A 17,778-nucleotide genomic window follows, 5' to 3' on the forward strand; every position below is an offset into this window, starting at 1 on the left:
AAAGGAGAATTTTATCTGCAAAAGCGCAAAGATGGCATTTTAAGATACTTTTATTGTTTCTAAGCGAAAAAGATCCGCGCTGGAGGCTTTTAAGCAAGCGCGCTTGATAAAATATTATCGCTAGATATGGCGCAGGTGCAAGTAAATACGCCCAAATGCGGCGAATAAAACTAACGTGGCGCTTCTAACGTCGCAAAGCCAGGCATAGTAAAATAAAAAGCTTGGGCTGAGCGTTTAGAAACAAAATATCGCGAAATAAGACGCCTGCAAAGCAAGGTGCCTATAAGATGAAGCGTCGTAAAATAGAATAGAAAGCAATGTGTCGATAAAATAGACACCGCGAAGCAAAATTTCGTAGCAGTAACGCAGGACGCGATTAAATTTTAAGCAGACGTCGCACTAAATTTTGAAATTTTATGAATTTAAAACTTTATGAAAGGATAGAAATGAAAAAGATTTTTTTGTTTGCATGTCTCATGCTTTTGGGTTCGCAGCTTTTCGGCGACGATAAGGTATATCGCCTAAGACTTGCTAGTACGTGGGAGGCGACTACGCCCGTTTTGGGCGCTGCCGCCGAGGATTTTAAAAACTATGCCGAAAGCCTTAGTGGCGGCAGGCTTCAGATCCGCATCGATACGCCGAGCAAGCACAAGGCAAGCTTTGGCGTATTCGACTTCGTCAAAAGCGGTCAATACGATCTAGGATATACTTCGCTTTATTATTATAAAGGCAAAGACGCCAAAACTATGCTCTGGACGGCGGTGCCTTTCGGTATGACTACTGATGAGCAGCACGCGTGGTATTACTATGGTGGTGGGCGAGAGCTTAACGATAAGATGTTCGCGCAATACGGCATGAAGACCTTTTTGATGGGATCTACCGGCATGCAAATGGGCGGCTGGTTTAAAAAAGAGATCAACTCGGTCGCAGATTTGCAAGGGCTTAAATTCCGCATACCGGGGCTAGGCGGAGAGGTGATGAGCAAGCTGGGTGCCACTATAAACACGGTGCCTACGGGCGAGCTATTTATGGCGTTAGAAATGGGTACGATCGATGCGGTCGAGTGGGTAAGCCCTGTCTATGATATGCCACTTGGATTTCATAAAGTGGCTAAATACTACTACACAGGTTGGCAAGAACCCATGGGAGACTGCCAGCTGCTGGTAAATCAAAAGGCGCTAGAGAAGCTGCCTGCGGATCTTCAAGCGGTCTTAGAGGCTGCAGCAAGACTTGCCGGAGAGAACTTCCAAAATAAGGGCTTTTACGAAAACGCTCGCATTTGGGCGGAGCTAAAAGCGCAGTTTCCGGACGTGCAAGTGCGTGACTTCCCTGCGGACGTGATAGCCGCGCTTAAAAAAGCAACGAATGAAATCTTAGACGAGGAAGCGGCGAAAGATCCGATGTTTAAAGAGATCCTAGACAGCCAGCGCGCATTTTTGAAAATCGGTAGAGAATGGAATAAAATAAGCACCGTAGCCTACATAAATAACGTAAGCGGTATCGCGGGCGAAAGCATAGCAAATCCAATCTCCGCAGGCTCTAGCGGTGCGACGAGCTCAGATTCTGCAAGTAGCGAAAATCACGGCGCTGCGAGCGATTCTAACACGACGGACGGCAAAAATTTAGGCGCGACAAAGTAAAGCGGGCGCTGCGAGCGATAAAAATTAAGGCGCGACGAACAGACCGGCACAATAAGTAACTCAGGTGCGACAAGCGGCTAAAATTCTAACTACTTTTAATAAAGTAGATGGAATTCTGCCGCAGCAGCTTTGGCGCAATAGCTTTAACATCGCAAGCGGCGCGATCTAGCGCAGCAAAGGGCTCCCGCGTGAAATAGAACGCCAAAAATACGCGATAAAATAAAATTCTAAAAATTCCTAATTCCAAGCACGACAGAATTCGGAATTTTAAATCTAAAATTTTAAAATCAAAATTTATGGATTTCAGACGAAGCGCGAAGCTACTCAGCTATGCTAGAAACCGGCATTTGCGACCATTAAGACTAAAAGCCGCGTCTAGCGCTTTAAAAGCCCATGAGCCTTTTGCATTTATATATTAAAATCACAAAAATTGCATTTGCGTTATTAAAATTATGGCATTTATTGGCAATATAGGCTAATTCGCATAAAATCAGCCTGCGCGCGTTAAAATTTAATCAATAATGTAATTTGGCAAGACTTGTCGCGATAAAATAGTCTTATTATCATGCTTATCTTTAAAATTTACTCTATTATGCCGCTCTGATTAAGACTAAATTTATTAGGATTTGATAAATCACGAACGGCTGATCTCTTGCAGCCGCATCTATTAACGCAATAGCAGATAAATTTCAACTGCCCTCTTATCGATAGTGCAACTACGCAAAAAAAGCGTATTAAAATACCGCGAAATTTATTGAATTCTTGAAATTTTTGATCTTTAAAATACTGCAAGACGGCTAGATCGCCAAAATTTCATATTATTTGAATTGATTGTTAAAAAGTAGATTCGGGAGCATAGCCCCGAATCTACGGATAAGATTAAATTCTTAGAATTTAATCGGATGGTGGTGGAAGTCGTCGTAAACGACTTTATTGGTTTGAAATTTAATGCGCTTAAGCTCGCGGATACGCAAAAATTCCTCTTCGTCGATCTTTTTGATCTGAATCGCTGCCTTAAACGTAGGCGTTTTGGCAATTAGATCCCAGCCGCCGCTGGTTAGCTCGTTGCAGCAGCTTTCCCAATAGTGATAAGACATCTGAATGATACCATCCATTATACAATCGGTGATGTCCGCCTTGATCGCGATATAGCCGTAGCGGCTCCACGCGACGATGAAATCGCCCTGCGAAATTCCATATCGCTCGGCGAGTTTCGGATTCATTTCCGCAATCGGTCCTATCGCGTCGCCGCCCTGCTCGACGGTCTTAGAGCGCCTAGTCATCGCGCCTCCCGCGTACTCGTAAACCTTACGCGTAGTTAGAAGCTGGATTGGGAACTCTGCATCGGTCTTCTCGTCCACGGAGCCCGCCATTACAGGATAATCTTTCGGCATATTCATACGCTTTGTGAATTCCTCTTTGGCGCTTTCGATCTTGCTCTTATCATCCACAAATAGAACTGGGACGAAATTTCCTTTACCGTCCGGGGTAAAGAATTTTTTATCAAGGTACAATGCAGGTCCGCCCATAGAATTCTCATCAGGGCACGGCCAGTGAAGTCCGTGGTATTTTTTGATGCGGTAATAGCTCATTCCGCCGTAGTTGTGTGGAGCTACCCTGCGCACCTCTTCCCAAATCTGCTCTGGAGATTGGAATGTGAAATAATCCCCTAGTCCTAGGCGTCTGGCAAGCTCGCAGATGATAGCCCAGTCTTGTCTAGCTTGTCCCGGAGGGGCAACTACAATCTCACTATGCTGTACGCGGCGCTCGGCATTAGCATAAGTGCCCTCCTTCTCGCCGCTGCAAGCTCCAGGAAGCACGACATCTGCTTTGCGGCTCGTCTCGGTTAAGAAAATATCTTGGATCACATACATCTCTACCTGCGAAATCGCGCGCAAGAAGTGGTTTGCGTTCGGATCGGTCATAACCGGGTTTTCGCCCATCGTCCAGAAGAATTTTACCCTACCATCAAGAATTGCGTCAGGCACTTCGGTTTTATGAATACCGATCTTGCCATTTAGATGACCTTTCGGCAAATTCCACTGGCGCTCAAACCAATCACGGGCACTCTCGTCGGTTACAGCTTTATAGCCGGTAAATACGTTAGGAAGCATTCCCATATCGCAGCAGCCTTGGACGTTTTCTTGTCCACGGATCGGTAGATCACCGCTTCCAAGCTCGCCCACATTGCCCGTTACAAGCATTAAATTTGAAATGTCGCAGACCGCGCCCACGCCGTGGTTGAAGTGAGTTACACCCATCCCGTGCGTGATAACCGCAGGTCGCGTAGTAGCGTAAATTCTAGCCGCTTTTCTAATATCCTCGGCGTTTAGCCTAGTGTATTTAGCTACGGCCTCAGGCGAATAATCCTTAACCGCCTCTTTTACATATTCAAAACCCTTGGTGTATTTCTCAACGAATTCGTGATTTACCAAATCCTCGTCGATAATAGCATGGATTAAAGCGTTTATAACCGGGATATTATGCTCCGGCTCAAGCTGGAGGTGGATATCTGCGCGATTTGCAAATTCCGTCTTAACCGGGTCAATGACGATGAGTTTGGCGCCTCTATTTAGCGCTCTTTGAACGTGCATAGCTACGATCGGGTGACCATTTTCCGGGTTTGAGCCGATCATCATAATGCAGTTGCTGTGAGTTCCGATCTCCGTGAAGCTATTTGTAGCCGCTCCGTTACCGATTGTTTTGGCAAGACCTGCCACAGTCGGAGCGTGTCAAATGCGCGCGCAGTGATCGATATTATTCGTGCCTAAAATTCTAAGTAGCTTCTGCGCTACGTAGTTATCCTCATGCGTACAGCGTGCGGAATAGTTTCCGGCTATCGCGTCAGCGCCGTATTTTTCTTTAACCTCGAGCATCTTTTTAGCAACCAAATCAAGCGCTTCGTCCCAGCTAGCCTCGACCAAATCGCCATCTTTACTAAATTTGCCATTCTTTTTACGAATTAGCGGAGTAGTAAGTCTATCTCTAGAGCCTACGTAATTCCATCCGTAATAACCTTTCAAACATAAACAACCCTGATTTACGGGGTTGTCGCTTACGCCGGTTGCGGATTTGATATAATTGTCTTCCGCAGTCAGCTCAATTTGACAGCCTGTGCCACAATAAGGGCATATGACCTTGCCTTTATTCGCCATATTTTCTCCTTTCGAAAATACTAAACATGCAAAATTACCATATATGCAATTTCGGCACAATTATATAAATTCTTACCTAAAATAAAATTGAAATTTTGCCTTAAGCAAAAAGAATTTTTTCAATTATAATTAGGAGTAAGTTGGGGTAATTTCAGTAGCAATTTAAATTTTAAAATATACTTTAATACTGATATACTAGACTTTTAAAGCAAATAATCAATGAACCGGTTTAAAAAAGAAATTAGTTTTTAAATTTAAGCTTTTAAAGCAAATTTATCAAATAAATTCCAAATATCGTCAGATAAATGACGGAATTTTTTTACGGACTTAAATATAATTACACCAAAATTTTTAGTAAAAAATTTTTAAAATTCCTTAAGTCAAGGAGAAAGGTATGAAACAACATAAATTTGTAATCTGCGATTACAAACGATGTATCGGTTGCACGACGTGCATGGCAGCCTGTTACTCAAGTGCCTACGAGCGCGGTAAGCTTGCTAAATCGCGACTTACCGTGCTTAGACAGGCTTACGGCGTTATGCCTACGCAGTGCAGGCAGTGCGATGACGGACCATGCGCAAATGTCTGCCCTACCGGTGCGCTTCGCTTCGATAATAACTATATCGAATTACACGAAGAAATTTGCATCGGATGCAAGATGTGTGCGCTCGCCTGTCCTTATGGCGCGATCAGCCCGAATGCCGAGCTTATGCCGTCAGTAAATTATGCGGTCGAACCGAAGTATTATCTCGAGATCGAAAGCCAAGCGGGTGCCAAAAGCACCGCCATCAAATGCGATCTATGCAACGGACGCGAGAACGGTCCTGCATGCGTCGAGGTTTGCCCAACCAGCGCTATCATTATGATAGATCCTAAAGAGGGTAAGCATAAATTGGGCTTTGCGATAGACTACGATGCGGCTAATGCTTTTGCAAAAGACGTATTAAACGGCGAAATCAGTTGCGTCGCCAAAAAAGAAGGAGGCGCAAAATGATAAGCGTCTATACTTTATTTATCGTCAGTGCAGTAATTAGTATCCTTTTATACTGCGCTCCAAAAACTGCCGTTAAGGTGGGATTTGGATTAGGTGCTATCAGCTGTTTTTACGCGATGTGTCATTTCGTAGCCAATATGGGCGTAAGCGATAGCTTCGTTTTGGGCGGCACTTTCTTATATGCGCCAAAATTTGCTTTAAGTCCGCTTGGAAATTTCTTCAGCTTCGTAGTCGTTTTTATAGGCTTTGCAAGCAGCGTTTACGGTATGAGCTATGCTGAGGAATATATCGGAAAGGCAAATATCGGCGTTTTTGCATGTTTATTTAATACCTTCATCTTATCTATGCTTTTAGTCATCAGTGCGGATAATGTATTTTGCTTCGCTGTTTTATGGGAGCTTATGACGCTAATCTCGTCATTTCTAATCATAGTAAACGATGGCAAAGGCACGCTCAAAGCTGTTATGGTATATCTAGGTATAGCGCAGATCGGTGCATTTTGTATAACCTGTGGATTACTCATCATTGCAAACTACGCAGGAAGCTTCGAATTTGCGGAGTGGGGAAAAGTAAATATGCCGATGGGCGCTTCCGTGGCTGCTTTCGTGCTATTTTTGGTCGGCTTCGGCTCAAAAGCGGGAATGTGGCCTTTTCACGTTTGGCTACCGCAAGCTCACCCTGCGGCTCCGTCAAACGTCTCCGCGCTAATGAGCGGCGTTATGATTAAAGTAGCGCTCTTTACGCTTGTTAAATTTACGCTATTTTTGCCACTAAGCATTTATTTTGGGCTTGCAGTTTTGATCCTAGGAGCAGCCAGCTCGCTTTTTGGCGTTTTATACGCGTTGTGCCAGCACGACTTTAAAGCACTTCTTGCGTACCACTCGGTTGAAAATATCGGCATTATCTTGCTGGGTCTTGGCACCGGAATTTACGGCGTCGCAGCAGGCAATGTAACGCTAGCCGCAGTCGGATTTTTAGCAGGCTGCTACCACGTAGTAAACCACGCGATATTCAAAGGCTTGCTATTCTTATGCGCGGGCTCTGTAATCCACGCTACTCATACGCAAAATATGGACGTGCTAGGAGGGCTAGCTAAAAAAATGCCTCTAACCGCTATCGGTATGTTTATCGGTATCATGGGTATCGCAGCGCTTCCTCCGGTAAACGGCTTCGTTTCAGAGTGGTTTACCTATCAAGGAATGCTTCAAGGCGCTAAGGAAAGCGGAATTTTCATCAGATACGCTTTCTCGCTAGCAGTAGTCGCTCTTGCACTTACCGGCGTTTTGGTCGGTATGCACCTTAAGCTTTATGCGGTAATCTTTGCAGGAACCCCGAGAGATGAAAAAATTTGGGAAAATGCAAAAGAAAGTCCTCTTGGGATGGTTTTAGGAATGATCATACTGATGATAGGCTGCGTGGGATTTGGTGTAGGCGCACACTTCATAGTCGATTACATCATGCAGGCGGTAAATTCTATCACTTCCAATAGCGGGTATGTTGCAAGCCTAGGCGCTTCGTCAATCACTTCGCCTTTGGGAAGTATCGTCTCAACTCCTCTTATTGCAGTGATTTTGTGCTCTACAATGCTGCTTCCGTTTATCATCCTAGCAGTTATGAAAGCAAATCGCGACAAACCTCGTGAAACCGATCCTTGGGCATGCGGCTTTAAATATAGCCCTCGCATGCAGATGACCGGCGGTCCTTTTACCGGCGATTTAAGAAAGATTATGGACTGGTTATTTAGAGGTCATAAACGCAGAATAGAGCAAAACAGCTACTTCGGACCGATCGAGTATCACAACCACCCACAAGACATTTGGTGGACAATGATTTATCAACCGGTAATCGATTGGAGTAAGAAGATCGCCGATAAGATAGGAATTATTCAAAGCGGCTATGCAAATTTATATACGCTTTACATCCTAATCTATCTTTGCGCGATACTGGGCGTCGGATATTTCTTGATCTAGGAGGTTTGAGATGCAGACTATACAAACTATATTTTTAATGATATTTCAAGTCGCGGTTATCGTCCTAGTCGCTCCACTCTTCGACGGTATGGCTAGAAAACTTCGAGCCAAGCTTCAGTCGAAACAAGGAAGCGATTTTTTCCAGACTTACCGCGATATTATTAAGCTTTTTAAGCGCGGCAGAACCGTTCCTGCGTGCAGCCACTGGGTATTTAGATGGGCGCCGTTTTTCCTTTTCGCTACTTCGGCGGCGATTTTGGCGGCTATTCCTATTACATACAGCAAAGATACCCTTTTCGGAGCGTATTCGGATATTTTCGTTATCCTATATCTAGGCGCGCTTTTGCGCTTCGTATTCGGTGCGGCATCGCTAGATAGCGGTAACCCTTTTGCGGCAACCGGCGGTGGACGCGAGCAGATGCTTGCCGTTTTTGTCGAACCTGTGATGATAATGTGCCTAATCGTAGTAATGATGGCTGCGGGAACTTCAAATTTAGTTGAGATCCAGCAGATGGTACGCAGCGGTCAGATCGGCTATCAAATTCCAAGCTTTGCTGTCGCTTCGATTGCGTTTTTATGGTGTATGTATGTCGAGACTGGCAGAAAGCCATTTGATCTTGCCGAAGCCGAGCAAGAGCTTCAAGAAGGTCTACTTGGCGAATACGCAGGCAGCGATCTCGGCTTAGTGCAAGCGGCGCTTATTTTGAAGCAATTTGCGATGATCGGATTATTCCTAACGATATTTGAGCCGTGGAATTTTAGCAATCCGCTTTTAGCGATCATAATCTTTGTGCTAAAAACCGGCGTATTTTACGTAGCAGCCGTTTTCATCGACAACTTTGGACCGCGCTTTAGAATGACTTCGAGCATGCGCAAAATTTCATGCGGTGCTCTTGCCATTGCTTTTGCGGCATTAACGCTTTACGTAGTAGGATTTTAAGATGAATAGTATCGATATTTTAGCAATTTGTATGATCGTAACGTCACTTGCAGTATTCGGACTTAGAAATTTAAAACTTTCGATCGGAATTTACGCGATTCAGACGCTACTTTTGGTAAGCATATTTTTTATGCTGTATTCTAACTTCAATGCACCGCAGCTTAGAATTTGGGCGATAGTGGCGTTTTTTACGAAGGTCATTTTCGTGCCGGGAATTTTATTTTGGCTAGTTAAAAAGCTGGATGTGATCAGCGAGGATGAGCCGGTAGGCGGCTTTTTCGTAAGCCCCGTTATTGCGATGGGATTTTCGCTAGCGATTGCGATGACAATCAATCCGATCTTGCTTAAATTCTCTCTTATTCAAGAAAGAATCGTTCTAATAGCGGCGGTAACCGTATTTATGATGGGAATTTTTGGCTTCATGCTAAGAAATTCTTTCATCAAGCAAATTCTAGCCTACTGCCTATTTGAAAACGGCATCCACCTAAGCCTTGCGCTTATGGCTTATAACTCTCACGAGCTAGTCGAGCTTGGAATTTTAACCGATGCAATCTTTGCGGTTATTATTATGAGCGTTTTGGCAGTTAGATTTTACAAAGCTTATGACGGACTTGATACGTCTAAAGCTTCGAATTTAAGGGGTTAATGATGAATAGTTTAGCTTTTATATTAATTTTTCCGTTGCTCGGAGCGCTGATATTATTCTTATGCCCTAAGAATTTCAAGCTCCTAAGCACGCTACACGTTTTGATTTCTGCAGTTACATCTGCAGGGCTACTCTGTAATGTAGACAAGCTTCTAAGCGGCAATGCCGAGGCGTTTTACGCATACGATAAATTCCTATTCCTAGATAGCCTAGGTTGCGTATTTTTAGTGCTAATCGCCGTAACGGGCTTTTTGGTAAATTTATACTCCACCACCTATATGAAATGGGAGATACAGGGCGGTCATTTAGATCTTAGCGACCTTAGAAAATACTACGCGCTCTGCCATGTTTTCGTTTTTACGATGACGCTTAGCGTGATCTGTAACAACGTCGCGTTTATGTGGGCTGCAGTAGAGGCTACTACGTTAGCATCGGTATTTTTAGTCGCTATTCATAAAGACAAAAAATCTACCGAGAGCGGTTACAAATATATAGTTATCTGCTCGATCGGCTTAGCGTTTGCGCTTTATGCGACCGTTTTACTATATGCGGCTACATTCAAAATCACAGGCGACGGCGAGGCTTCGATGCTTTGGACGAGCATTATGGATAATGCCAAAAATTTAAACGGCGATGCCGCTAAGCTTATCTTTATATTCGCTCTAATCGGCTTTGGAACCAAAGCAGGACTTGCTCCTACTCACACTTGGCTTCCTGACGTTCACGCAGAAGGTCCGGCTCCGATTTCGGCACTACTTTCGGGTGTGCTTTTAAAATGTGCGATGCTAGCGATATTTAGATATTACGCTATCACAGCTCAAGCTGTAGGCTTTGACTTCGTTCAATCCGTGATGTTAATTTCCGGTACGATCACGCTATTTATAGCAGGAATTTTCCTCGTTCGTCAACACGACGTAAAAAGGATGTTTGCTTACCACTCGGTCGTTCATATGGGTGTTATTGCATTTGCGCTAGGTATCGGCGGATATTTCGGCTTGCTTGCCGCGATCTTTCACTGCTTGGCTCACAGCTTTACCAAGGCTCTTGCATTCTGCTCTACCGGTAATATCGCTAGAATTTATGGTCACAAAGATATGTCTAGAATGGGCGGTATGGTAAAAATCGCTCCGCTTACTACGATAATGTTTGGTGCTGCGGTCTGCTCGCTCGTAGGTGTTCCTGCGTTTGCGATATTCGTAAGCGAATTTAACGTTTTCAAAGGCGCGATAGCCAGCGGTCAATACATAGCCGTAGCATTATTTGCGATCGCGCTCGTAATTATTTTCATCGCAGACTTCGCGCACTTTAATCTTGCGAGCTTCGGTACGCCTAAAGGTGAAGTGGTTTATGCTAAAGAGATGAGCTTGTTTGAAAATTTACCGCTAATCTTGCTTTGCGCTTTAGTGATAATTTTCGGCGTATGGCACGTAGGTGATTTTTGGATGCTCGTCGAAAACGGCGTTAGAATAATGATGAGAGGTTAAAAATGAGAGGCGATAAATTTATAGAAATTTTAAAGACTAAAGTCAAGGTCTTAGAAGTTACCCGCCAAGCCGAGGATCAAATCACCGTTTTAGTGGATAGAAATGATCTACCGCTTGCGGTTAAGACGCTATATTATGACATCGGCGGTTTTATCAGCACGATGATCCCTAACGATGAGCGCGAGCTAAACGGAAATTTCGCGCTTTACTATGCGATATCTATGGAAGGTGGAAAGATGACCGAAGCGGAGGATTTCGCCGCAGAGGATAAATGCTTCATCACCGTTAGGACGCTAATTCCAGGATCGGATCCGACATTCCCGTCGGTTACTCCTTTAGTGCCTGCTTGCGTATGGTACGAAAGAGAAGCCTTCGATATGTTTGGTTTAATCGCCGAAGGCTTGCCTGATAAACGCCGCTTGGTGCTAAGCGACGATTGGCCAGATGGGCTTCATCCACTTCGCAAAGACGCAATGGACTACCGCTATAGACCCGATCCTGTAGATCATAAAGACGAGCCTAATGCAGAGTTTTTATTTCCTAGCGGCGACGGCGTAGTAGATGTTCCACTTGGACCTCTTCACGTAACTAGTGACGAGCCGGGACACTTCAGACTATTTTGCGACGGCGATGAGATTATCGATGCAGACTACCGCTTGTTTTATCAGCACCGCGGTATGGAGAAGCTAGCTGAAAACCGAATGAATTACGATCAAATGGGCTACTTAGCAGAGCGTGTCTGCGGAATTTGCGGCTACGCTCACGCGATTGCGTGTATTGAAGCAGCAGAGAAAGCCATCAAGCTTGAAATTCCGCTTCGTGCGCAAGCCATCCGCGTCATCTGCCTTGAGATCGAACGCCTTCACAGCCATCTTTTAAATATCGGTCTAGCCTGCGAGGTAACGGGCAACTACAACGCTTTCATGCATATCTTTAGGGTGCGCGAATACTCCATGGAGCTAGCCCAGCTCGTAACCGGCGGTCGCAAAACTTACGGCAACGTCATTATGGGCGGTCTTCGCCGCGATATGACCGATAACGAAATCCGCAAGAGCATCGAGATCATCAACAAGCTCGACGTTCAAATTTCTGAAATTTGGGACGCCGTTATGGAGGATAAACGCCAAATCGGTCGCTGGAAAGGTGTGGGCGTATTAGATCGCAAAGTGGCGCGTGATTTTAGCCCGGTAGGCCCGAATATGAGAGCTTCCGGTTTTAAACGCGACAACCGCTACGATCACCCTTATGATTTCTTCAATAAGATAGAATTCGAAGTAGCCGTAGAGCACGGTGGCGATGTATTTAGCCGCGAAGTCGTAAGATATAAAGAGCTTAAACAATCGATCCACATTATCAGGCAGTGCTTGCATCAAATGCCGCAAACTCCGATAATGATCGATCCACAGACTATGATCAGACCGGAAAACTACGCTTTGGGTCACGACGAAGCGCCACGCGGCGAAAACGTCCACTGGATCATGCAAGGAAACGCGCAGAAGGTTTACCGCTGGAGATGTCGCGCCGCTACGTATAACAACTGGCCGAGCTTGCGATTTCAATTCCGCGGAAATAACATCTCCGATGCGGCGCTAATCGTATGCTCGATGGATCCGTGCTACTCATGCACCGAGCGCGTAACTTTAGTCGATATTAATAGCGGAAAGAGTAAAATTCTAACCGAAAAAGACCTTAAGAAATTTTGCCAAGACGGCAAGGTTAGCAAAAAGGATTTAAGATGATGAAATTATTCGACATTACCGAAAAATATGGTAAGGCGACCTATGCTTATCCGTTTGAGCCATACATCGTGCCCGAGAATTTTCGCGGGCAGCCTGAATACACCTACGAGCTTTGCATAGGCTGTGCTGCATGCGGTATCGCCTGCCCATCCAATGCGATTGAGCTTAAGATGAATGAAGCCCAAACTAAACTAATTTGGGAATTTGATTGCGGACGCTGCATATTTTGCGGTCGCTGCGACGAGGTATGCCCTACGGGAGCAGTAAGGCTAGGCAATAGCTTTGAGCTAGCGGTAAAATTTGATAAAAGCGCGCTTATCCAACACGGCGAGCTTGAGATGGAGAAATGCAGCTGCTGCGGCAAGCCGATGACCCCAAAAAGGCTCATCAATTACACGCTAGAAAAGTTAAGTACTGCAAATTTGCTCCCAGGCAGATTAGAAGAGGCTAAAAAGTACCTCTATATCTGCCCTGAATGCAAAAAAGCTCAAGCGGTCGAAAGAGTGACCAAAGGTATAGAGGAGGCAATAAAATGAGTTTGTATCAAGTCCCCGAAAATATTAAAAATGCAAACGATCTAACCGCAAAATTGGAGCTTTTGAAAAATATCAAACGAAGCTTCAGCGTTTATCGTATCGACTGCGGAAGTTGCAACGGCTGTGAAATTGAAATTTTTGCTTCTATCACGCCGATGTGGGATCCGGAGCGCTTCGGATTTAAACTCGTAGCTAACCCTCGCCACGCAGATATCTTAGTCTGCACCGGTCCGGTTACTCGACAGATGTATTATCCACTGCTTCGCGCTTATGAGGCTGCACCTGATCCAAAGATCGTAGTAGCTCTTGGAGCCTGCGGAAGTACTGGTGGAATTTTTCACGACGCATATAGCGTATGGAGCGGTATCGATAAGATTGTACCGGTAGATGTTTATATCCCAGGCTGCCCTCCACATCCTGCTAGCATCATCTATGGTCTTGGCATGGCGCTTGGCATCATCGATCAAAAGCTTCAAAAGAAGAGCTATGAGCAAGATAGCACTCTTCCGCCACCGGTTAAGAGTTCAGTTATCGGCGATATTTTATTCGAGCGCGATCTGCAAGCTGAAGCTAAGAGGCTGATGAGCTATATTTTCGGAAGAGTTTTATTTGCAAAATATATGGATGCGATCAAAACCTCATCTGACGTTCACGATCCAAAAGCTTCTCGCGAGGCTCTACTTAACGCTATCCACACCGAAGAGGATCCTAGATACGCGGAGTGCATGGCGCTATTACACAACGACGTATATCTAAAATACGCCCGCGCTACGGAGGAATTTAAGATCGATCCGCAAAAAGAGGTCTGGAGCAAACGATGATTGAGGTTTTTAAGCTTACAAAGCGGCATATGGACGAAAACGAAAATTTACCCAAAGAACTAAAGGATATCAAGGTTTTTTCCACCTGCGTCGGTCACGGCGTAGGTACGATAGATTTTAGCGAAAAGGTACTTGAGATAGACGATGAAGAATTTAAACGCATCGTCGAAAACTCGGGCGACTACGTTAAATTTAAGATCGGTAACCTAAGCAAGTATTTCGAGATTGAAATTTTTGCCGAGCACGCAGCCAAGCTAATCCCTCAGCTTTGCGAATGTGAGCTTAAAGATCTGCTAAAAAATATGCGCGAAGGATACTTCGTGCTAAGGAAGGATTTTTGATGCGAAAGGCGTTGCTTTGTATCGGCAATCCCCTTCGCGGCGACGACGACGTGGGCAATGAAACAGGGCGAATAGTCGAGGCGAATCTAAAAGACTGGCGCGTTTTTTATGGGCAGGATGTGCCCGAAAACGAATTTGCAGCACTTAGGGAATTCGCCCCTGAAATTCTGATCGTAGTAGATGCGATGAGCGGCTTTGATGAGGATAAGATAGAATTTTTCGACCTCAGCAACGATCGCGACTATATCTACTCGACGCATAACCTACCTACGCCGGTGCTTCTAAGCTATTTGCGCAAAATTTGCCCAAAGACATTGTTTTTGGGCATAAGCGTGCTGCTCGATAATGTCCTTGATTTTAAAGAAGGGTTAAGCGAGAGCGCAAAAAAAAGCGCGAAAAAAGCTTATGAGCGTATCTTAGAAATTGATTCAAATTTAAATGAGGAGGAGTAAATGTTAAATCCTGCAGAAACCGCGCAAGCGGTGTCTAGTTCGATGCAACACAAGGCGCATACCCCGCTAATTAGCATAATTTTTCTAGCTATAATGGCGGGCGCTGCAATCGCTATGGGCGATATTTTTTGGGCTCACTCGACCGTCGGAATGGCCGAAAAGCAATCTATTGGCTTATCGAATTTCATCGGCGGTATTACCTTTAGCTGCGGTCTGATGATGGTGGTTTTTTACGGTGGGCATCTATTTACCAGCTCAGTTTTAACGGGCGTACCTGCCGCCGATGGCAAATTACCGCTAGGTAAAACTATCGGCTATTGGGCTATCGTTTGGTGCTTTAACTTTGTAGGTGGCGCGTTAATCGCGTATATGTATTATTACTCAGGACTTCCGCTTAAATATGATGGCTACATCTTGCAGCACTTCATTCCTGCAGCAGCAGGCAAAATAAACGCACCTTTTCATGAGCTATTCATCCGCGGAATTTTTTGTAACGTGTTTGTATGTATGTCTATCTGGACTGCGACCAGCGAGAGTAATCTATCGGGTAAATTCTTTGCAATTATGTGGATGATCGGCGCATTCGTAGCTTGCTCGATGGAACACTGCGTGGCAAATATGTTTATCCTAACTGAAGGCATCATCGCTAAAGGCCACTACCTTGCGGCTGCAGGTGGCGATGTAAACGCTCTTGCAAGCTCGCTTCACGGCGTAACGGCGGCTCAAATAGATTCAATAAACTGGGGAAATTTCATCGTTAAAAATATGATCCCGGTTACGCTAGGCAACATCTGCGGCGGTCTATTTTTCGTAGGCTTGGTTGGATTTATGGTAAATAAATACGATATGAAAAAGAAAGACTAATCTATCGCGCTTCAGCACGATATAAACAAAATACGGCGCGGCACTTTGCCGCGCATTTTTAATTTCTTAAATTTTAAAAATTCTCATACATAAAATTTCGTTCGATCCAAAATTTTAGACGAAATCCTAAGCGAAATTCGGGATGAAATTCCAAAACCAAGCTCTTGATAAAAATTTTACGCTGTAAATCTAGGTAAAATCCTGTGCCTTGACTTTAGACAAAATTTCGCGCTTAAGCCGTAACGTAAGCCGCACAATGCTCTCAAAACTCTAGTCCGCGCCTAAACACAGTAGCTAAGCAACCTGTCGTAGTCCAGGATCAAAAACTCGTGCTGACTAATTTTTTGAATTACGTTATCTTTTACAAGCTCGTTAAACGCGGTACTCGCGCTTTGGCGCTTGAGCCCCACGAAGGATGAAAGCACCTTTAGCGAAAAGGGCAAAAAGACGTATTTGTAGCCGTTTTGATGAAAATTCTGCTCGTTTGCAAGCTCGATCAAAAAGCTCGCTATGCGCCCTTTTGCATTTTCAAAAAGTATGGAGCGTGTGATCTTGCGCTGCAGCAGAATTATCTCTGTTAAAATTTTTATATATGCCTCGCAAAAGCTGCGATTTGCCAAGATCTCCCCTAGTCCGCTCGCATCGATCGTGTAAATCTCGCTGTCCTCTAAAAACTCAAGCGCGCAAATTTCATTAAGAATGGTAATATTGTCCTTATTTAGGTAGTTGATGATGAATTCCTCGCCGTCTTCAAAAAACGAAAGCTTCGCCTGTCCGCTTTTAAAAATAAAAACTTTAGGCGCCTCGCTGTAAAAAACATAGCCTTTTTTGATGACTTGGTGCTCGAACATTGCAAGCTCCTCGTCGCTAAGCGTGGCGATAGCCTCGGTTTGCAGTAGTCCTAGCCGCGATTTTTCCATATAACCTCCAAAAGCTAAGAATTATACAATGAAATATTTAGACAAAGATAAAGCTGTGCGGATGAAATTTACTATCCGTACTATGGCTGCGCATCTAGGTCGCCTAAGCTAATAAATTTTATAGCTTTTAAAATTCTAAATTTTGCCCGCGCTTTGCATCGCGTAAAATTTCAAAAATTTATTGAAGCTTTACACGGCAATATTATAGCCAAAACCCGCGGCGCGAATTTAAAATTCTGTCTCTAAATAAAAATTCATATCATTTTATTGAAATTTTATTTAGCAAGGATATAATAATGCATATTAAAAATAAGCGGTATTTTGCTCGCAACGATACCGCAAGAAAGGCACTTCATGCAAAAGTTAAATTTTAAAGATAACGTTTCCGAGACGCTACTAATCAACGTCTATATGCGCCATTTGGATTTCAAAGACGCGGATCCGATCCTAAACGATCCCTTTTCAAGCGCCGTCGTAGAGCAGATCGATTATGATTTTGCGAAATTTAACGACGCGCGCCTTAGCAAAACAGGCACGGTGATCCGAGCGAAATTTTTCGACGACGAGACGCTGCGGCTCGCGACGGAATTCGACCGCCCTATCATCGTGCAGCTCGGTGCCGGGCTCGACACCCGCCCGCTTAGGCTCCAGCACGCCCTACCGAGTGCCCTATTTTACGACCTCGATCTGCCCGACGTCATCGCCACACGCGACGAGCTGTTGCCCAAAACAAAGAATAACTTCAGTCTGCCCCGCTCGATGCTAGATTCCTCGTGGATGAACGAGCTGGTCGCAAAGCACGGCAACGCGGGCTACATCTTCATTTTAGAGGGTGTGAGTATGTATTTTGAAAAGGAGGAATTTAAAAAATTTTTTATCGCGCTTGCGCAAAAATTCCGCGGCTACGTGCTGAGCGACTTTATGAGCGATTTTTCGGTTAAAAAATTCGACTCCAAGCGCCACGACGCGATGCGGCACATGCAAAACGCGCCCTTTAAAATGGGCATCAGCGGCGGTGCAGAGGTGCAGAGCTGGGAGCCTGAGCGTATCCGCTTCATAAAAGAGGTCGCGATGATGAAAATGTATCGCGAGCACTGGAGCCTCAAAGCACGCCTCTTTAGCCTGATCCCTGCCTTTTGTAACGCTTGCAAGATGTTCGTTTTCAAAATCGGCGGTGATGAATAATAAGGCTTAAAATTTCAGTTGATTGCTTTGCAAATTTCGACAGCTAAGGCGCGAATTCTAAGCTGCTTATCTGGCAAGCTGGCATGCAGAG

Annotated in this window: 15 protein-coding genes; 13 read left to right on the forward strand and 2 right to left on the reverse strand. The window is 44.7% G+C overall.

All coding sequences use genetic code 11. From position 1 onward, the window contains the following. Positions 1-446 precede the first annotated feature (446 nt). Positions 447-1,640, forward strand: coding sequence for a TRAP transporter substrate-binding protein (gene dctP / locus Q0323_RS04065; protein WP_298051775.1), 1,194 nt, complete (start codon positions 447-449; stop codon positions 1,638-1,640). 887 nt (positions 1,641-2,527) lie between these two features. Here dctP and Q0323_RS04070 read toward each other — a convergent pair. Beyond that, a complete protein-coding gene (locus Q0323_RS04070) occupies positions 2,528-4,795 on the reverse strand; it encodes a molybdopterin-dependent oxidoreductase (protein WP_298051778.1) in 2,268 nt (755 codons plus the stop codon). A gap of 394 nt (positions 4,796-5,189) precedes the next feature. Here Q0323_RS04070 and Q0323_RS04075 point away from each other — a divergent pair, with 394 nt between their 5' ends. The 11 genes from Q0323_RS04075 to Q0323_RS04125 are packed head-to-tail and all read left to right on the forward strand — an operon-like array spanning position 5,190 to position 15,582. Continuing rightward, entirely contained in the window at positions 5,190-5,789 is a 600-nt protein-coding gene (locus Q0323_RS04075) for a 4Fe-4S dicluster domain-containing protein (RefSeq protein WP_298051780.1), read from the forward strand. Continuing rightward, complete coding sequence (locus Q0323_RS04080) at positions 5,786-7,759, forward strand: proton-conducting transporter membrane subunit (protein WP_298051783.1); 1,974 nt, start codon at positions 5,786-5,788, stop codon at positions 7,757-7,759. Before Q0323_RS04075 ends, Q0323_RS04080 begins: the two co-directional genes overlap by 4 nt. Before the next feature lie 10 nt (positions 7,760-7,769). After that, positions 7,770-8,699: an NADH-quinone oxidoreductase subunit H gene (locus tag Q0323_RS04085; protein ID WP_298051785.1), complete on the forward strand. Its 930-nt coding sequence runs from the start codon at positions 7,770-7,772 to the stop codon at positions 8,697-8,699. 1 nt (position 8,700) lies between these two features. Further along, positions 8,701-9,345, forward strand: coding sequence for a hydrogenase 4 membrane subunit (gene hyfE / locus Q0323_RS04090; protein ID WP_297879995.1), 645 nt, complete (start codon positions 8,701-8,703; stop codon positions 9,343-9,345). Positions 9,346-9,347: 2 nt separating this feature from the next. Then, positions 9,348-10,829 (forward strand): hydrogenase 4 subunit F, encoded by a 1,482-nt coding sequence (locus Q0323_RS04095; protein WP_298051787.1) that lies wholly within the window; start codon positions 9,348-9,350, stop codon positions 10,827-10,829. A 2-nt stretch (positions 10,830-10,831) separates the two neighbouring features. Beyond that, positions 10,832-12,568, forward strand: coding sequence for an NADH-quinone oxidoreductase subunit C (locus tag Q0323_RS04100; protein ID WP_005871901.1), 1,737 nt, complete (start codon positions 10,832-10,834; stop codon positions 12,566-12,568). After that, the gene (locus Q0323_RS04105) at positions 12,565-13,104 is read left to right on the forward strand and encodes a formate hydrogenlyase complex iron-sulfur subunit (RefSeq protein ID WP_177386902.1); all 540 of its coding nucleotides are present in this window, start codon (positions 12,565-12,567) and stop codon (positions 13,102-13,104) included. Before Q0323_RS04100 ends, Q0323_RS04105 begins: the two co-directional genes overlap by 4 nt. Then, positions 13,101-13,925, forward strand: a complete 825-nt coding sequence (locus Q0323_RS04110; protein WP_177386901.1) for an NADH-quinone oxidoreductase subunit B family protein — start codon at positions 13,101-13,103, stop codon at positions 13,923-13,925. The genes Q0323_RS04105 and Q0323_RS04110 overlap by 4 nt, the downstream gene beginning before the upstream one ends. Further along, entirely contained in the window at positions 13,922-14,266 is a 345-nt protein-coding gene (locus Q0323_RS04115) for a formate hydrogenlyase maturation HycH family protein (protein ID WP_291936431.1), read from the forward strand. Before Q0323_RS04110 ends, Q0323_RS04115 begins: the two co-directional genes overlap by 4 nt. Beyond that, a complete protein-coding gene (locus Q0323_RS04120) occupies positions 14,266-14,718 on the forward strand; it encodes a hydrogenase 3 maturation endopeptidase HyCI (RefSeq protein ID WP_297897443.1) in 453 nt (150 codons plus the stop codon). The genes Q0323_RS04115 and Q0323_RS04120 overlap by 1 nt, the downstream gene beginning before the upstream one ends. Beyond that, positions 14,719-15,582, forward strand: coding sequence for a formate/nitrite transporter family protein (locus Q0323_RS04125; protein WP_005871911.1), 864 nt, complete (start codon positions 14,719-14,721; stop codon positions 15,580-15,582). It begins immediately after the preceding gene. Between the two features lie 281 nt (positions 15,583-15,863). Here Q0323_RS04125 and Q0323_RS04130 read toward each other — a convergent pair whose 3' ends face one another. Beyond that, complete coding sequence (locus Q0323_RS04130; RefSeq protein WP_005871915.1) at positions 15,864-16,502, reverse strand: Crp/Fnr family transcriptional regulator; 639 nt, start codon at positions 16,500-16,502, stop codon at positions 15,864-15,866. A 354-nt stretch (positions 16,503-16,856) separates the two neighbouring features. On the opposite strand from Q0323_RS04130, the gene Q0323_RS04135 reads away from it, so the two are divergent. After that, a complete protein-coding gene (locus tag Q0323_RS04135; RefSeq protein ID WP_298051790.1) occupies positions 16,857-17,687 on the forward strand; it encodes a class I SAM-dependent methyltransferase in 831 nt (276 codons plus the stop codon). The last annotated feature ends 91 nt before the right edge of the window (positions 17,688-17,778 follow it).

Origin of the sequence: uncultured Campylobacter sp., assembly GCF_938030145.1 — a bacterium.
Classification (GTDB): Bacteria; Campylobacterota; Campylobacteria; order Campylobacterales; family Campylobacteraceae; genus Campylobacter_B.

Bases quoted from the DNA above. Each gene is read 5' to 3' on its own strand.
- Q0323_RS04075 (WP_298051780.1), top strand. From the start codon at position 5,190: ATGAAACAACATAAATTTGTAATCTGCGATTACAAACGATGTATCGGT.
- Q0323_RS04120 (WP_297897443.1), top strand. From the start codon at position 14,266: ATGCGAAAGGCGTTGCTTTGTATCGGCAATCCCCTTCGCGGCGACGAC.
- Q0323_RS04115 (WP_291936431.1), top strand. From the start codon at position 13,922: ATGATTGAGGTTTTTAAGCTTACAAAGCGGCATATGGACGAAAACGAA.
- Q0323_RS04135 (WP_298051790.1), top strand. From the start codon at position 16,857: ATGCAAAAGTTAAATTTTAAAGATAACGTTTCCGAGACGCTACTAATC.
- Q0323_RS04100 (WP_005871901.1), top strand. From the start codon at position 10,832: ATGAGAGGCGATAAATTTATAGAAATTTTAAAGACTAAAGTCAAGGTC.
- Q0323_RS04130 (WP_005871915.1), bottom strand. From the start codon at position 16,502: ATGGAAAAATCGCGGCTAGGACTACTGCAAACCGAGGCTATCGCCACG.
- Q0323_RS04095 (WP_298051787.1), top strand. From the start codon at position 9,348: ATGAATAGTTTAGCTTTTATATTAATTTTTCCGTTGCTCGGAGCGCTG.
- dctP (WP_298051775.1), top strand. From the start codon at position 447: ATGAAAAAGATTTTTTTGTTTGCATGTCTCATGCTTTTGGGTTCGCAG.
- Q0323_RS04105 (WP_177386902.1), top strand. From the start codon at position 12,565: ATGATGAAATTATTCGACATTACCGAAAAATATGGTAAGGCGACCTAT.
- Q0323_RS04080 (WP_298051783.1), top strand. From the start codon at position 5,786: ATGATAAGCGTCTATACTTTATTTATCGTCAGTGCAGTAATTAGTATC.
- Q0323_RS04125 (WP_005871911.1), top strand. From the start codon at position 14,719: ATGTTAAATCCTGCAGAAACCGCGCAAGCGGTGTCTAGTTCGATGCAA.
- hyfE (WP_297879995.1), top strand. From the start codon at position 8,701: ATGAATAGTATCGATATTTTAGCAATTTGTATGATCGTAACGTCACTT.
- Q0323_RS04085 (WP_298051785.1), top strand. From the start codon at position 7,770: ATGCAGACTATACAAACTATATTTTTAATGATATTTCAAGTCGCGGTT.
- Q0323_RS04110 (WP_177386901.1), top strand. From the start codon at position 13,101: ATGAGTTTGTATCAAGTCCCCGAAAATATTAAAAATGCAAACGATCTA.